General features: G+C 67.0%; 13 protein-coding genes. 10 read left to right on the forward strand and 3 right to left on the reverse strand.

Features of this window, described 5'->3' with window-relative positions; genetic code table 11:
• The first annotated feature begins 109 nt into the window (after positions 1 to 109).
• The 10 genes from ppdK to MFF26_RS13345 all read left to right on the forward strand — a co-directional run bounded on the left by ppdK (position 110) and on the right by MFF26_RS13345 (position 10307).
• Positions 110 to 2776, forward strand: a complete 2667-nt coding sequence (ppdK, locus tag MFF26_RS13300) for a pyruvate, phosphate dikinase (RefSeq protein ID WP_137830077.1) — start codon at positions 110 to 112, stop codon at positions 2774 to 2776.
• 185 nt (positions 2777 to 2961) lie between these two features.
• Complete coding sequence (locus MFF26_RS13305; protein WP_137830076.1) at positions 2962 to 3219, forward strand: hypothetical protein; 258 nt, start codon at positions 2962 to 2964, stop codon at positions 3217 to 3219.
• 140 nt (positions 3220 to 3359) lie between these two features.
• Positions 3360 to 4259 carry a cell wall hydrolase gene (locus tag MFF26_RS13310; RefSeq protein ID WP_137830075.1) on the forward strand — a complete coding sequence of 300 codons (900 nt, stop codon included), beginning with the start codon at positions 3360 to 3362 and terminating at the stop codon, positions 4257 to 4259.
• A 113-nt stretch (positions 4260 to 4372) separates the two neighbouring features.
• Positions 4373 to 6454, forward strand: a complete 2082-nt coding sequence (gene flhA / locus MFF26_RS13315) for a flagellar biosynthesis protein FlhA (RefSeq protein ID WP_137830074.1) — start codon at positions 4373 to 4375, stop codon at positions 6452 to 6454.
• Positions 6454 to 7221, forward strand: coding sequence for a flagellar biosynthesis protein FliR (gene fliR / locus MFF26_RS13320; RefSeq protein ID WP_373324472.1), 768 nt, complete (start codon positions 6454 to 6456; stop codon positions 7219 to 7221). The genes flhA and fliR overlap by 1 nt, the downstream gene beginning before the upstream one ends.
• A 4-nt stretch (positions 7222 to 7225) precedes the next feature.
• A complete protein-coding gene (locus MFF26_RS13325; protein ID WP_137830072.1) occupies positions 7226 to 7639 on the forward strand; it encodes a hypothetical protein in 414 nt (137 codons plus the stop codon).
• A 129-nt stretch (positions 7640 to 7768) separates the two neighbouring features.
• Positions 7769 to 8245 (forward strand): rod-binding protein, encoded by a 477-nt coding sequence (locus MFF26_RS13330; RefSeq protein WP_238308093.1) that lies wholly within the window; start codon positions 7769 to 7771, stop codon positions 8243 to 8245.
• Positions 8246 to 8251: 6 nt separating this feature from the next.
• A complete protein-coding gene (locus MFF26_RS13335; RefSeq protein ID WP_137830071.1) occupies positions 8252 to 8581 on the forward strand; it encodes a flagellar protein FlgN in 330 nt (109 codons plus the stop codon).
• A gap of 3 nt (positions 8582 to 8584) precedes the next feature.
• Positions 8585 to 9031, forward strand: coding sequence for a hypothetical protein (locus tag MFF26_RS13340; RefSeq protein WP_137830070.1), 447 nt, complete (start codon positions 8585 to 8587; stop codon positions 9029 to 9031).
• A gap of 280 nt (positions 9032 to 9311) precedes the next feature.
• Positions 9312 to 10307 carry a MaoC family dehydratase gene (locus MFF26_RS13345; RefSeq protein ID WP_137830069.1) on the forward strand — a complete coding sequence of 332 codons (996 nt, stop codon included), beginning with the start codon at positions 9312 to 9314 and terminating at the stop codon, positions 10305 to 10307.
• Positions 10308 to 10510: 203 nt separating this feature from the next.
• Here the strand turns inward: MFF26_RS13345 and MFF26_RS13350 are convergent, their stop codons facing one another.
• From MFF26_RS13350 to MFF26_RS13360, 3 genes are read right to left on the reverse strand one after another with little or no spacing between them, the layout of a single operon-like run.
• Positions 10511 to 12754, reverse strand: coding sequence for a xanthine dehydrogenase family protein molybdopterin-binding subunit (locus MFF26_RS13350; RefSeq protein WP_238308094.1), 2244 nt, complete (start codon positions 12752 to 12754; stop codon positions 10511 to 10513).
• Complete coding sequence (locus MFF26_RS13355; protein ID WP_238308095.1) at positions 12747 to 13802, reverse strand: FAD binding domain-containing protein; 1056 nt, start codon at positions 13800 to 13802, stop codon at positions 12747 to 12749. Before MFF26_RS13355 ends, MFF26_RS13350 begins: the two co-directional genes overlap by 8 nt.
• Positions 13799 to 14308 (reverse strand): (2Fe-2S)-binding protein, encoded by a 510-nt coding sequence (locus MFF26_RS13360; RefSeq protein WP_137830066.1) that lies wholly within the window; start codon positions 14306 to 14308, stop codon positions 13799 to 13801. Before MFF26_RS13360 ends, MFF26_RS13355 begins: the two co-directional genes overlap by 4 nt.
• Between the last annotated feature and the right edge of the window lie 30 nt (positions 14309 to 14338).

Below are 14338 nucleotides of genomic sequence, written 5' to 3' on the forward strand. Positions count from 1 at the left end.
TGCTTCTCGGGCGCCCCGTTGGCGGCCTTCATGTTCTGTTCGGGCGATATGAGCCAGACGGAACGGGAATTGGAAGAGCGTTCGCGCCATCCGTCGAGCGGAGAGCCTGATGACGAAATGGGTCTATTCCTTCGGTGACGGCAAGGCCGAGGGCGAGGCGTCGATGCGCAACCTCCTCGGTGGCAAGGGTGCCAACCTCGCCGAGATGTCGAACCTCGGCCTGCCGGTGCCGCCCGGCTTCACCATCACGACGGAAGTCTGCACCTACTACTATCAGCACGGTGAGACCTATCCGTCGGAACTCGCCGAGGAGGTGAAGGCCGCGCTCGAGAAGGTCGGTGCCCTCACCGGCCGCCGCTTCGGCGATGCCGAGAAGCCGCTCCTCGTCTCGGTCCGCTCGGGCGCACGCGCCTCGATGCCGGGCATGATGGACACAGTGCTGAATCTCGGCCTCAACGATGAGACCGTCGAGGCCCTGGCCAAGGACGCCGACGACGAGCGCTTCGCATACGATTCCTACCGTCGCTTCATCACGATGTACTCGAACGTCGTGCTCGGCGTGGAGCACCACGCCTTCGAGGAGGCCCTGGAGCATTACAAGGACAGCAAGAATCTCAGCCTCGATACCGAGCTGAAGGCCGACGATTGGAAGCACCTGATCGGCGTCTACAAGAAGATCGTCCGCGACGAGCACGGTTCGGATTTCCCGCAGAAGCCCGAGGACCAGCTCTGGGGCGCCATCGGCGCCGTGTTCGATTCGTGGATGATTCCGCGCGCCAAGAAGTACCGCGAGCTGAACAGCATCCCGGAGAGCTGGGGCACGGCGGTGAACGTCCAGGCCATGGTGTTCGGCAACATGGGCGACACCTCGGCGACCGGCGTTGCCTTCACCCGCAACCCCTCCACCGGCGAGAGCGCGCTCTACGGCGAGTTCCTGATCAACGCGCAGGGCGAAGACGTGGTGGCGGGCATCCGCACCCCGCAGGACATCACCGAGAAGGCCCGCATCGAGGCCAACTCGGATAAGCCTTCGATGGAGAAGGCGATGCCCGAGAGCTTCGCGGAACTGACCCGCATCTACGGCGTGCTGGAGAAGCACTACCGTGATATGCAGGACATGGAGTTCACCATCGAGCGTGGCAAGCTCTGGATGCTCCAGACCCGCAACGGCAAGCGCACCGCCAAGGCGGCCCTGCGCATCGCCGTCGAACTCGCGGGCGAGGGTCTGATCTCCAAGGACGAGGCGATCAAGCGCATCGAGCCCGGTGCCCTCGATCAGCTTCTCCACCCCACCATCGACCCGGATGCCGAGCGCAAGGTGATCGCCACGGGTCTCCCCGCCTCGCCAGGTGCGGCGGTCGGTGAGATCGTGTTCAACTCCGAAGCCGCCGAGGCCGCCCGCAAGGCCGAGCGCAAGTCGATCCTCGTGCGCATCGAGACCTCGCCGGAGGATATCCACGGCATGCACGCCGCCGAGGGCATCCTGACGACGCGCGGCGGCATGACCAGCCACGCGGCCGTCGTCGCCCGCGGCATGGGCAAGCCCTGCGTTTCCGGCGTCGGCTCGATCCGCATCGACTACAAGGCGCAGACCATGACGGTCGGCGGCGTCACCCTGAAGGCGGGCGACGTCATCACCATCGACGGCTCGACCGGTCAGGTGATCCAGGGCGAGGTCAAGATGCTCCAGCCGGAGTTGTCGGGCGACTTCGCCGCGCTGATGGAATGGGCCGACGCGGTCCGCACCATGAAGGTGCGAACCAATGCCGACACCCCCGCCGATGCTCGGGCCGCCCGCAAGTTCGGCGCGGAAGGGATCGGTCTGTGCCGCACCGAGCACATGTTCTTCGAGGGCGACCGCATCGTCGCGGTGCGCGAGATGATCCTGGCCGACGATGCGGAGGGGCGCCGCGCCGCCTTGGCGAAGCTTCTTCCCTATCAGCGCCAGGACTTTGTCGAGCTGTTCACGATCATGTCGGGCCTGCCCGTCACAATCCGCCTGCTCGATCCGCCGCTGCACGAGTTCCTGCCGCATACCGACGAGGAGGTGCAGGAGGTCGTGGCCGCGACGGGCGTGAGCGAGGATAAGATCCGCCACCGCACTCGCGAATTGTCCGAGCACAACCCGATGCTCGGGTTCCGCGGCTGTCGCTTGGCCATCGCCTTCCCGGAGATCGCCGAGATGCAGGCCCGCGCCATCTTCGAGGCCGCGGTGCAGGCTGCCAAGGATACCGGCGCCCCGGTGACCCCGGAGGTCATGGTTCCCTTGGTCTTCACCCGGATGGAGTTCGACATCGTCAAATCGCGCATCGACGCGATGGCCAAGGCGGTCGCCGAGGAGACGGGCGCGACCTTCGAGTATCAGGTCGGCACGATGATCGAGCTGCCGCGGGCGGCGCTGAAGGCTGGCGAGATCGCGGAGACGGCGGAGTTCTTCTCCTTCGGCACCAACGATCTGACCCAAACGGCCCTCGGCATCTCCCGCGACGACGCCGCGACCTTCCTCGGGCCCTACACCCAGAAGGGAATTCTCGCCGTCGACCCGTTCGTATCGATCGACCGGGAAGGCGTTGGTGAACTCGTGAAGATTGCGACGGAGCGCGGCCGCGCGCAGCGTCCGAACATCAAGCTCGGCATCTGCGGCGAGCACGGCGGCGATCCGGCCTCGATCGGCTTCTGCCAGGAAGTCGGCCTCGACTACGTGTCCTGCTCGCCCTTCCGCGTGCCGATCGCCCGCCTCGCCGCGGCGCAATCGGCGCTCGGCAAGACCGAGTAAGAGGCTCGGCGTCCCGGAGTGGAGCCTCCGGGGCGCCTCTACTGGCCTAGGGTCGCGAAGCTACGCAATATTTTTGCGGATGACCGCCTGAACCCGTGTCGTGCTGGCGCGTTCAATGCTAGCGGGAGTCCACGCGCGGGAGCGCCGGCCTGTCGTTTGGTCCGGGTCCTCGCGGGACTTGCCACATGCCCCATCCCGATTCCCCCATCGCCCTTCTCGACGCGCGCGCCGTTGCGCCGTCCCCGCGGGCCATGCAGCACGCCTTCCTCTGGATCTTGGCAAGCCTCGTCACCGCTTCAGGGCTGCTCGGGCTCGGTTTCGCGTTGGCGGACCGCAGCGAGCGCCAGGCTGGACGGATGATCGTCGAAGCGCAGGGGCAGGTAGGTTACCTGACGATCGTCGTCGGCGGCTTTGCCGCGCGGCACGGACAGCCGTCCCGCTGACAGGTTCTCCTCGCATGGAGCCCAGGACTTAACCGTCCGGCAACCACGTTCGCGATTAAACTGACGCTGATGGGGAACGGTGATTGCTGCGTGCGCTACGCTGCGATCCTCGGGCCTGGCATGAGCGTGGGATGTCGGCGTTGCGTACGAGACGCGTGCGAGGACTGGGCCTTGGGCCGCGCTTCATCGTCTCGGCCGTCGTGCCGTGGATGCTCGCGAGCGGCCTGTTGATTTCGTTCACGGCCACAGCCGGCACGGACGCGACCATGCCGCCGGAGCGCCTCTACGATCACGACGTCACCACGACAGGCGGTCTCCCTTCGGCCTGGACTTCCGACATGATCGCCGCGGGCATCGTCGCCACGCCGGATTCGACGCATGACAGCGATCCGGACGATGGCACTCAGCCGTCCCTGGCCGATTCCGACGGATCGACCCCTGCCGTGCCCCGCGCGGTCGCCCTTTCCTCCGTCACGCCCGCGCCGGCCGACGCGACACCGATCGAGGTCGCCGCCGGCAGCCTTGTCATGCCGGGCTTCTCGCCGCGCCTCGACCGTGCGCCGGTGACCGAACCGGAAGATGCCGCCCCCGACGCCAAGCATCGCTACGCCGATCTGATCGGGCCGGAGGCCATGGACAAGGAGCAGCGCTGCCTCGCCGAGGCCGTCTATTTCGAAGCCCGCAGCGAGCCCGAGGAGGGACAGGCCGCGGTCGCCCAAGTGGTGCTCAACCGCGTCAAGAGCGGCCTCTATCCGCAGAGCGTCTGCGGCGTCGTCTATCAGAACCGCCACCGTTTCATGGGGTGCCAGTTCTCGTTCGCCTGTGAAGGCAAGTCGCTGCGCATCACCGATGCCGGCTCGTGGCAGACGGCGACCCGCATCGCCAGCGCCGTGATCGAGGGCCGGACCTATCTCAGCGAAGTCGGCGGGGCGACGCATTACCACGCCGATTACGTGAAGCCGGGCTGGTCCCGTCGCCTCAAGCGCAAGGATATGATCGGCCGGCACATCTTCTACCAATTGAAGCCGAACCAGACCTGACGAACCGCGACGAAAACTTGGGCTGAGCGCCTCCCGTTCGCCGGGTCCGCCCCCCATCCCCACGCAAGCTTGCTCGGCCATGACCGCTCCATGAGGCTGGCAGCGGTGTCGACATGGCGGTGAGCGAGGCGCTCGTCCCGGAGAAGCGGTCACGGCGGGATTTCGGTTTCGCGGCCGGTATCGTCGCGATCCTGGCGGTTCTCTTCCTGCCGGTGCCGGCGGTGCTGATCGATATCGGCCTCGCCTTCTCGATCGCCCTGTCGGTATTGATCCTGATGGTGGCGCTCTGGATTCAGAAGCCCCTCGAATTCTCGGCTTTCCCCACCGTCCTCCTGATCGCGACCCTGCTGCGGCTCGCCCTGGGCATCGCCACCACGCGCCTGATCCTGGCGAACGGTCAGAAGGGGGTCGACGCCGCCGGCCACGTCATCCAGGGCTTCTCGCAATTCGTGATGAGCGGCGATTTCGTCATCGGAATCGTCGTCTTCGTGATCCTGATCACGGTGAACTTCCTCGTCATCACCAAGGGGGCAACCCGTATCGCCGAGGTGGGCGCTCGCTTCACGCTCGATGCCATTCCCGGCAAACAGATGGCGATCGACGCCGACCTCAATGCCGGGCTGATCGACGAGAAGGAGGCGCAGCGCCGCCGCCGCGAACTGGAGGAGGAGAGCGCGTTCTTCGGCTCCATGGACGGTGCCTCGAAATTCGTGCGCGGCGAGGCGGTGGCGTCGCTCATCGTCATTGCGGTCAACGTGTTCGGCGGCGTCATCATCGGCACCACCCGCCACGGCATGCCGCTCGGTCAGGCGGCGGATGTCTTCGTGAAGCTGTCGGTCGGCGACGGCCTCGTGTCGCAGATCCCGGCGCTGATCGTCTCCCTCGCCGCCGGTCTTCTCGTCTCGAAGGGGGGCACCCGCGGCACTGCGGAAGAAGCCGTGCTCGGTCAGCTCAGCGCCTATCCCCGCGCCCTGATGGTGGCCGCCGCCCTGATGCTGATGTTCGCCCTCGTCCCCGGCCTGCCGTTCCTCCCCTTCGTCGCGCTGTCGGGCCTGATGGGCTTCGTGGCGATCACCATCCCGAAGCGCCAAGCCGCCCGCACCGCCTTCGCCGCCGCCAAGGCCCAACTCGAGGCCGAGGCGAAGCAGGCCGAGGCCAAGGATTCGGTCAAGGAGCAGCTCAAGACTCCGGAAATCGAGCTGTGTCTCGGCCGTCAGGTCTCGGCGCAGATTCAGACGAGCCACACGGAGTTGCAGCACCGCGTCGCCAAGATGCGCCGCAAGTTTGCGCGCCAGTACGGTTTCGTCGTCCCCGAGATCAAGCTGACCGACAGCCTGACCCTGCCGGCGAAACACTACCAGATCCGCATCCACGGGACCGTCGCGGCGACCCAGGAAATGCGGCCGGGCGAACTCCTCGTGGTCGTGGGCGAGGGACCGCGCCCGGACGTGCCCGGCGAGGAGGTGCGCGAGCCCGCCTTCGGCATGAAGGCGCTCTGGGTGGTCGATGCCTATGCCGCCGAGGTCCGCCGCGCTGGTTTCGAGGCGATCGACGGCGCCTCGGTGTTGCTGACCCATCTCTCGGAGGTCATCCGCAACAACCTGCCCCAGTTCCTGTCCTACAAGGACATGCGCGCGCTGCTCGATCGGCTCGATCCCGAATACAAGCGCCTGCTCGATGAGATCAGCCCATCGCAGATCTCGCATTCGAGTCTGCAGGCGGTTCTGAAATTGCTGCTGTCCGAGCGCGTCTCGATCCGCAATCTGCACCTCATTCTGGAGGCGGTGGCGGAAATCTCCCCCCATGCCCGCCGGGCCGAGCAGATCGCCGAGCATGTGCGCATGCGGGTGGCGCAGCAGATCTGCGGCGATCTCGCCGAGGACGGCACGCTGCACGTGCTGCGCCTCGGGGCCAATTGGGACCTGACCTTCCATCAAGCCCTCAAGCGCGACGCGAAGGGCGAGGTCATCGAGTTCGACATCGATCCCCGCCTCGTCGAGCAATTCGGCACCGAGGCCGGCGAGGCGATCCGCGAGCGGATGCGCCAAGTCCACAGCTTCGCCCTCGTCGTGGCACCGGATGCGCGGCCCTATATCCGCATGATCGTCGAGCGCATCTTCCCGACCCTGCCGGTGCTCTCGCATCTCGAGATCGCCCGCGGCGTCGAGATCAAATCCCTGGGCACCATCTCATGATGGCCCTGGCGGGAAGCCTCGTCGGCGGCGAGGCCTTTCTCGCGACCTTCCTGATCTTCTGCCGCGTCGGCGCCTGCCTGCTGATCGTACCCGGCCTGTCGAGCCCGCGGGTGCCGGCGCAGGTGCGGCTACTGGTGGCGGGCGGCGTCTCCCTCGCCGTGACGCCGCTGCTGCTGCCGCTGTTCCAGACCAAGGTGACGGGCCATGCGCCGACCGAGACTTTGGCCTGGATCGCCAGCGAGACCTTCACCGGATTGATGATCGGCTTTCTCGGCCGCATCTTCGTCTTCGTGCTGGAGACCGTCCTGAACGCCGCCTCGACCATGGTCGGTTTCGGCAGCATGCCGGGGACGCCGGTGGAGGGCACCGAGGCAGTTCCGGCGGTCGAGTCGTTCATCGTCTTCTCGGCGGTCGCCCTGATGTTCGCCGCCGATCTGCATTGGGAGCTGTTTCGCGGGCTGGTCGATTCTTATTCCCGCATCCCACCCGGGGAGGGTCTCGGCACGCAGACGGCGCTGGTCCGCATCACCGATCAGATCGGCGAAGCCTTCACCCTGTCCCTTCGCATCGTGGCCCCGTTCGTCATCTACGCCGTGGCGGTGAACCTCGCGGCAGGCTTCGTGAACAAGCTGACGCCGACGATTCCCGTCTACTTCGTGGCCACGCCGTTCATCATGTTCGGTGCGCTGATCCTGCTCTACAGCGTCGCGGACGAACTCGTGACCCAGTTCCTGGCGGGATACGCCGCTTGGCTGAGGCGCGGCTGAGGCCATGGCCGCGACCGGGGATCTGACCAAGCGTCTCAAGCGCGCCGAGCGTCTCAGCGCCGTTCAGGCGCAGATGCGCCGCGCGGCCGAATGGGAGCTGGCGGCGATCCAGGGCGATGCCGCGGCCTTGGAGGTGGATCGCGCCGCCCTGCTCGCAGCCCTCGGCGGAGACAGCCACGGTCATCTCTTCCTCGAAGCCGCTAATCGCCGTCTGCGGTCGCTCGCTGCCCGCGCCACCGAACTGGAGGAGGCCGCTGCCCGACAGACCGAGGCCGTGCGTGAACAGAGCCTCGCCCAGAAGCGGGCGGAACGCGGCGCCGAGCGCGTCGCCGAATTGCTGCGGCAGGAGCGCGAGCGGGTCGAAGGTATCGAGCGCCTCGACGGGCTGGCCCAACGCCGCGACGCAAGCCTGCCGTAAGCCAGCGGCGCTAGAGTCGTCCGCGTGCTTTCCCCTCCCCGCTTCGAGGGGTGGCGACGACAGCACGCGGCGGGCAGCAGGCCCGCGATAGGGCGCAGATTCGAGACAGGTGCCAGGGACTTTGCCGCGATGAGCATCACCCCTCCCTCCGACATCGTGATGGACGTCGCCCGTGCCGCCGATCCGGCGCGGTATCAGGAGGCCGCGGCCAAGCTCTCGCAACCCGGCGATCCAGCGGCCTTCGCCGGCATCGCGGCCGAGGCGGCCCGTGACGTAGGCTACAGCCTCCACATGCCTCTCGATGCCAGGGGCACGCTCACGAACCTCAAGAACGACACGACGCTAAAGGAAGCGTCCGATCCCTACCGCAAGTTCGAGGGGCAGGTTCTTCAGCAATTCATCGAGACGATGCTGCCGGACAAGGCCGAGGCGGTCTACGGCAAGGGCCATACCGGCAATCTCTGGAAATCCATGCTCGCCGAGCAAATCGGTCAGCAGATCGCCAAATCCGGCGGCATCGGGATCGCCCGGATGCTGGAGGCCTCCCAACCGACTCGGGCACCGACGCTTTCTCCCGCGGCGACGGGCGTCGCCGGAAAGGTCTGACACGCCATGCTGCTCGAATCCCTCAAGCGCCTCGAAGCCACCATCGAGGCGGAGACCGAGGCCCTCACGCTCAACGCCGCGATCGATCTGGAAGCCGTCAATCGCGCCAAGAGCCAAAGCCTCCTTGAATTGACGCGTCTCGCCCGTTCGGTTCCGGCGGAGGAGATCGACGGCGCCACCGGCATCGTCCTGGCCCGGCTCCATGACAAGCTGGCGCGCAACCAGGAGGCTGTGGCCCGGCATCTGCGGGCGGTGGAGGAGATCGGCGACACGCTGGCCGCGACGTTGCGGGCGGCGGATTCCGACGGCACCTATTCGGCGCATCCCGGACGCTGAACCATGCGCGTCCTCGTCAGCGGCCTGTGGATCTGCGCCGTCACCATCGCCTCCTGCTACGCGGCCGTGACCTACGGCGGAGGCTTCTTCAAGAAGTCGACCGAGCCGTATCTGGAGGGCCTCCAGTACCAGAAGCTTGCCCCCATCAACATTCCGATGGTGACCGATGGGAAGGTCCAAGGCTACATCGTCGCCGTGCTGGTCTTCACGGCGGATGCCAAGCTGATGCACACGCTGCCCGTCTCGCCGAACGCCTTCGTCGTGGACGAAACGTTCCGCCAGATCTACGGCGACACCACGATCGATTTCAGAAAGCTGGCTCGGTACGACATCAATGGGCGCCTCGCCCAGATCCGCAGCAAGGTCAACGAGCGGTTGGGTTCCGATGTGGTGAAGGATGTGCTGGTCGATGAGCTGAATTTCGTCGCCAAGCGCGAGGTGCGCTCGTAGGGGCCTGTTGCCACGATGGTGCGCGCGGAGCAGATCGGCCCGGACGATACGGCCCTCTTTGACTGGCTCCTGACAGTATCGGGCTGAGGTTTCAGCCTGCGAGGTTCGTCTTGATCGGCGGGCGGAATACGCTCCGTCCCAGAGTTGCTCCTGGAACTCCCAATCGGTCTAGCGAATGGGCGGCATGGATCGGGCTTCTCGCGGCACAGCTCGGCGCACTGGCACCCATCCGACGCGGCATGGTAGCCCGGCGCGGACCCGTTACGCCGCACGGCAGGCCATGGCTCTTCTCACCTTCGACGATCTCGCTCCCGGTCAGGAATATACGGCCGGTCCCATCACCGTGACCCGCGAGGCGATGGTCGCCTTCGCGCGGGACTACGATCCGCAGCCCTTTCATCTCGATGAGGCGGCGGCGAGGGACACCTTCGTCGGCACCCTGATCGGCTCCGGCTGGCAGACGGCGGCCTTTGGGATGCGGCTGCTCGCCGAGGCGCTGATCTCGCGCTCCACCTCGATGGGCTCGCCGGGCATCGACGCCCTCCGCTGGATCCGGCCGGTCTTGCCGGGCGACCAGTTGAGCGCCGTCGTTCGTGTCGAGGATGTCCGAGCCTCGGCCTCGAAACCGGATCGCGGCTTCGCCCGCCTGTCGATGACGCTCACGAATGCGTCCGGCGACCGGGTGATGACCCAGGCCTTCGCGGTGATGTTTGCCCGCGCGGGAGCGGTGCCGCAGCCGCGGGCGGTCACAACGGACGTGGAGGTGACGCCCTTGCCTGAGGCCGAGGAGGCTCGGGACTTCCCATTTCTCGCCGAGGCCGAGATCGGCGACGTGCGCGATCTCGGTGCCCATCGTTTCGGGGCCGGTTCCATCATCGGTTTCGCAAAGGAGTACGATCCCCAGGTCTTCCACCTCGATCCCGTAGCCGCCCGCGCCACGCATTTCGGTGGTCTCTGTGCGTCAGGCTGGCAGACAGCGGCCGTTTGGATGAAGCGGTTGCACGCGACCTTCGCCCGCGATGTCGCCTTCACCGCCCGCTCCGGTCCGGTGCCGCAACTCGGTCCTTCGCCGGGCTTCAAGGATATGCGCTGGCTGCGCCCGGTTTATGCCGGCGACACCATTTCCTATGCCTGCCAACTGACCGACCGGCGCGCCTTGGCCTCACGACCCGGTTGGGGCATCGCCACGCACCACAACACAGCAAAAAATCAGCGCGGCGAACCGGTCTTCGAGTTCACCGGATCGGTGTTCTGGCAATGGGAACGGCCTCGCTGAAGGCCGCAGGGCGGCTGCGCGTTGATTGACGGGTTCGCCGAATTTGTCCCGTCAGGCCCTGTCGAAGGCGCGCGGCCCGTTGGAACGGCCGTATTGAGAGCACCGTACCGGATACTTCATACGGTACGGTGCTCTGAAATATTCTTCGAAACAACTTCTTGACGTTGTCTCCGACCTCTTAGGCCAATGCTATGGTCGGAATCTCACCCCAGTAGCTTGTCGAGAGTGATCGGCATCTTGCGGACGCGCACGCCGGTCGCATGATAGACCGCATTGGCGATGGCGCCGGCCGTTCCCGTGATGCCGATCTCGCCGACACCCTTGATCCCGAGCGGATTCACGTGCGGATCGTTCTCCTCGACCAGGATCGCCTCGATCGAGGGCACATCGGCATTCACCGGCACGTGGTACTCACCGAGATTGGGATTCATCACCCGGCCGGTGCGAGGATCGACCACCGCGTTCTCGTGGAGCGCGAACGAGACACCCCAGATCATGCCGCCGTAATACTGGCTGGTCACCAGCCGGGGATTGACGACCCGTCCCGCCGCGAAGGCCCCGACGAGCCGCGTCACCCGGATCTGTCCGAGATCGGGATCGACGCTGACCTCCGCGAAGACCGCCCCGTGGGCATGCATGGCATAGGATTCCCGGGCGGCCGGATCGGGCGCACCCTTGCCGGACGCCGAGATCGACGCGCGCCCCGCACGCGCGAGGATATCCGTGAACGATTCGCTGCGGCTCTCGTCGTCGCGACGGATCAAGCGGCCTTTGCTGGCATAGACGCCGGCATTGCCGGCACCGAAGAGGGGCGAGTTCTCGTCGTTGGTGGCCAAGTCCGAGAGCTGCGCCAGCACGGCGGCGGCGGCGGCGTGGATCGCCGAACCCGCCGTGGCGGTATGGGCCGAGCCGCCCGCGATCCCGCCGTTCGGTAGATCCGAGCTGCCGCTGCGGAAATCGAGCTGATCCAGATCGAGACCCAGTCCATCCGCCGCGATCTGTGCGAGCGCCGTCCAGGCCCCCTGTCCCATGTCGTGGGCGCCGATGGCGACAACACCGCTGCCATCCGCACGAATCTCGGCGCGTGCTTCCGCCTGCATCATCAGGGCGGGGAACAGGGCGGTGCCGACGCCCCACCCGATCAATCGCCCGGCCTCGTCGCGCATGGAGCGCGGCGCCGCCGAGCGGCGCTCCCAACCGAAACGCGCGGCTCCCTGCTCGTAGCACTCGCGCAAGGCCTTCGACGAGAACGGCCGGTCGGAGATCGGCTCGGCCTCGGCATAGTTCATCTGGCGGAAGACCAGCGGATCGACGCCGCAGGCCTCGGCCATCTCGTCGATGGCGGCTTCCAAGGCCGCGCTCCCCGACGCCTCACCCGGGGCGCGCATGAAAAGCGGCGTCCCGGTATCGACGCGCACACCCGAATGCGTCGTCGAGAGCGTCGGTGCCGCATAGAGATAGCGCGAGAGCGCGCTCGCCGGCTCGTAGAAATCGTCGTGGCTGCTGGTGGCGGTGAGCGTATGGTGGTCGAGGGCGGTCAGGGCGCCGGACCCGTCTGCGCCGAGGCGCAGGGTCTGACGCGTCTCGGCCCGATGGCCGACGGGGCCGAACATCTGCTCCCGGCGCAGCACGAGTTTGACGGGCCGGTCGACGAGCTTGGCCGCCATCACGCCCAGAACCTGCGGGCCCGACAGGAAACCTTTGGAACCGAAGCCACCGCCCAGGAAGGGCGAACGGACCAGGATGTTCTTGGGATCGATCCCGAAGAGACCGGCGAGCCGCATCGTCGCCATCGTCATGCCCTGGCTCGGCGTGTCCACGGTCAAGCGGTCGCCGTCCCATTGCGCCACGATGGCGTGGGGTTCCATGGCGTTGTGGTACTGCGCCGGCGTTTCGTACACGGCTTCGATCCGCCGCGCGGCTCCCGCGAGACCGGCCTCGATATCGCCCTTTGTGGCGGCCGTCTTGTCGCCCGCTCCGACAGCCTGCGGTTTATGAGGCTCGGCGGTATCGAGACCGATGCGGGGCGCTTCGGTCTCGTATCGGGGGGCCAGCAATTCGGCGCCTTCGGTGGCGGCTTCCAGCGTCTCGGCGATCACGACGGCGATCGGTTGATGCGCATAGCGAACCCGATCGTTCTGGAGGAGATCGAGCCGGAAGGTGAAGGGATCGTTCTTGGCGTCCGGATCGGCGGCGAGCTTCGGGGCGTTCTGCGGCGTCATCACCGCGACGACGCCGGGATGGGCCTCGGCCGCCGCGACGTCGAGATGCGCAACGCGCCCCTTGGCGATCCGGCTCACGGCCAGCACCGCGTGCAGCATCCCCTCGGGACGATTGTCGGCGGCGAAGGTCGCGCCGCCCGTGACCTTCAGGAAGCCGTCGCGTCGGGTCAGCGGCTGGCCGATGCTCGACCCGTGCCGGGCCTGCTCGTAAGCGATATCAGGCATGGAGCGTGTCCTTCTCGGAGGCGAAGGCGGAGGCCGGCAGCGCGGGCATGCGCGCCGGCGTCCCGGCGGCGGCGCGCGCGAGGGTGCGCACGATCAGCCGGCGGGCGAGTTCGATCTTGAAGGCATTGTCGCCGGAGGGCTTGGCCGCGACCAGCGCCGCGTCCGCCGCCTGCCGGAACAGGGTCTCGGAGATCTCGGCCCCGGCCAGCACGACTTCCGCCTCCCGGGCCCGCCAGGGCTTCAAGGCGACGCCGCCCAGAGCGAGACGGCCTTCCACGATCCGTCCGTGATCGAGGCGTAGGGATGCGGCGGCCGAGACGACGGCGAAGGCGTAGGAGGTCCGGTCGCGGATCTTCATATATCGGGAATGGTCGGCGAACGCTGCCGAAGCGGCCGGCAGGTGAAGGGCGACGATCAATTCGCCCGGCGTCAGCACGCTTTCGTGCTGCGGTGCATCGCCCGGCAGGCGATGGAAGGCGTCGAGCGAGACTTTGCGCGTTCCTTCATGGCCCGCGATCTCGACCTCGGCATCGAGGGCCACCAAAGATACGCAGAAATCCGACGGGTGGGTCGCGATGCAGTGCTCGCTCCAGCCCAGGATGGCGTGGAGCCTGGTCTCGCCGCCCCGCGCCTCGCAACCCGCGCCGGGCTCGCGCTTGTTGCAGGCGCTGGCCGGGTCGTAGAAATACGGGCAGCGCGTGCGCTGCATCAGATTGCCGGCGACGGTGGCGGCATTGCGCAACTGCGCCGACGCCCCCGACAGCAAGGCCTCGGCCACGGAGGGATAGGCCTTCGCAAAGGTCGGATCGTAGGCGAGGTCGCTGTTGCGCACGAGGGCGCCGACGCGGAACCCACCGTCGGGCAGGCGCTCGATCCGATCGAGATCGGGCAGGTGCGTAACATCGACGAGCCGATTGGGTCGCGTGACACCGCCCTTCATCAGGTCGAGGAGGTTGGTCCCGGCGGCGAGGTAGGCCGCACCCGGCTCGGACGCCGCCGACACGGCTTCCGCGACGGTCTGGGCGCGAACGTAGTCGAAGCGGTTCACGCGGCTTCTCCCTGGCGGTCGGATGCCATCCTGGCCTGCGCGTCGAGCACGGCCTCGGTGATGCCGATATAGGCGCCGCAGCGACAGAGATTGCCGCTCATGGCTTCCCGCACCCGCTCGGGATCGTCGCCCGCATGTCCCTCGCGGATGAGGCCGACGGCACTCATGATCTGGCCGGGCGTGCAGAAGCCGCACTGGAAGCCGTCATGCGCGATGAAGGCGGCCTGGACCGGATGAAGGGTGTCACCCTGAGCCAGACCCTCGATGGTGGTGATCTCGGAGCCGTCGAGGCTGATCGCGAGGCTGAGGCAGGAATTCACCCGCCGTCCATCGACCAGCACGGTGCAGGCACCGCACTGGCCGCGGTCGCAGCCTTTCTTCGATCCGGTGAGTCCGAGGCGTTCCCGCAGCAGGTCGAGAAGGGTCACCCGCGGGTCGTCGAGGGCGATGTCGTGAGGCTCGCCGTTGACGCGCAGCGAAACGGTGAGGCTGTCGTGCTGTCCCATGGGTCGGCTCCCAATCTGGAAGCATTTCAA

The sequence above is a fragment of the Methylorubrum suomiense genome, assembly GCF_022179765.1.
GTDB classification, from domain to species: domain Bacteria; phylum Pseudomonadota; class Alphaproteobacteria; order Rhizobiales; family Beijerinckiaceae; genus Methylobacterium; species Methylobacterium suomiense.

Excerpts from the sequence above, each read along its gene's own strand:
- ppdK (WP_137830077.1), top strand. The coding sequence starts at position 110 with ATGACGAAATGGGTCTATTCCTTCGGTGACGGCAAGGCCGAGGGCGAG.
- MFF26_RS13340 (WP_137830070.1), top strand. The coding sequence starts at position 8,585 with ATGCGCGTCCTCGTCAGCGGCCTGTGGATCTGCGCCGTCACCATCGCC.
- MFF26_RS13345 (WP_137830069.1), top strand. The coding sequence starts at position 9,312 with ATGGCTCTTCTCACCTTCGACGATCTCGCTCCCGGTCAGGAATATACG.
- MFF26_RS13330 (WP_238308093.1), top strand. The coding sequence starts at position 7,769 with ATGAGCATCACCCCTCCCTCCGACATCGTGATGGACGTCGCCCGTGCC.
- MFF26_RS13360 (WP_137830066.1), bottom strand. The coding sequence starts at position 14,308 with ATGGGACAGCACGACAGCCTCACCGTTTCGCTGCGCGTCAACGGCGAG.
- fliR (WP_373324472.1), top strand. The coding sequence starts at position 6,454 with ATGGCCCTGGCGGGAAGCCTCGTCGGCGGCGAGGCCTTTCTCGCGACC.
- MFF26_RS13325 (WP_137830072.1), top strand. The coding sequence starts at position 7,226 with ATGGCCGCGACCGGGGATCTGACCAAGCGTCTCAAGCGCGCCGAGCGT.
- flhA (WP_137830074.1), top strand. The coding sequence starts at position 4,373 with ATGGCGGTGAGCGAGGCGCTCGTCCCGGAGAAGCGGTCACGGCGGGAT.
- MFF26_RS13335 (WP_137830071.1), top strand. The coding sequence starts at position 8,252 with ATGCTGCTCGAATCCCTCAAGCGCCTCGAAGCCACCATCGAGGCGGAG.
- MFF26_RS13350 (WP_238308094.1), bottom strand. The coding sequence starts at position 12,754 with ATGCCTGATATCGCTTACGAGCAGGCCCGGCACGGGTCGAGCATCGGC.
- MFF26_RS13305 (WP_137830076.1), top strand. The coding sequence starts at position 2,962 with ATGCCCCATCCCGATTCCCCCATCGCCCTTCTCGACGCGCGCGCCGTT.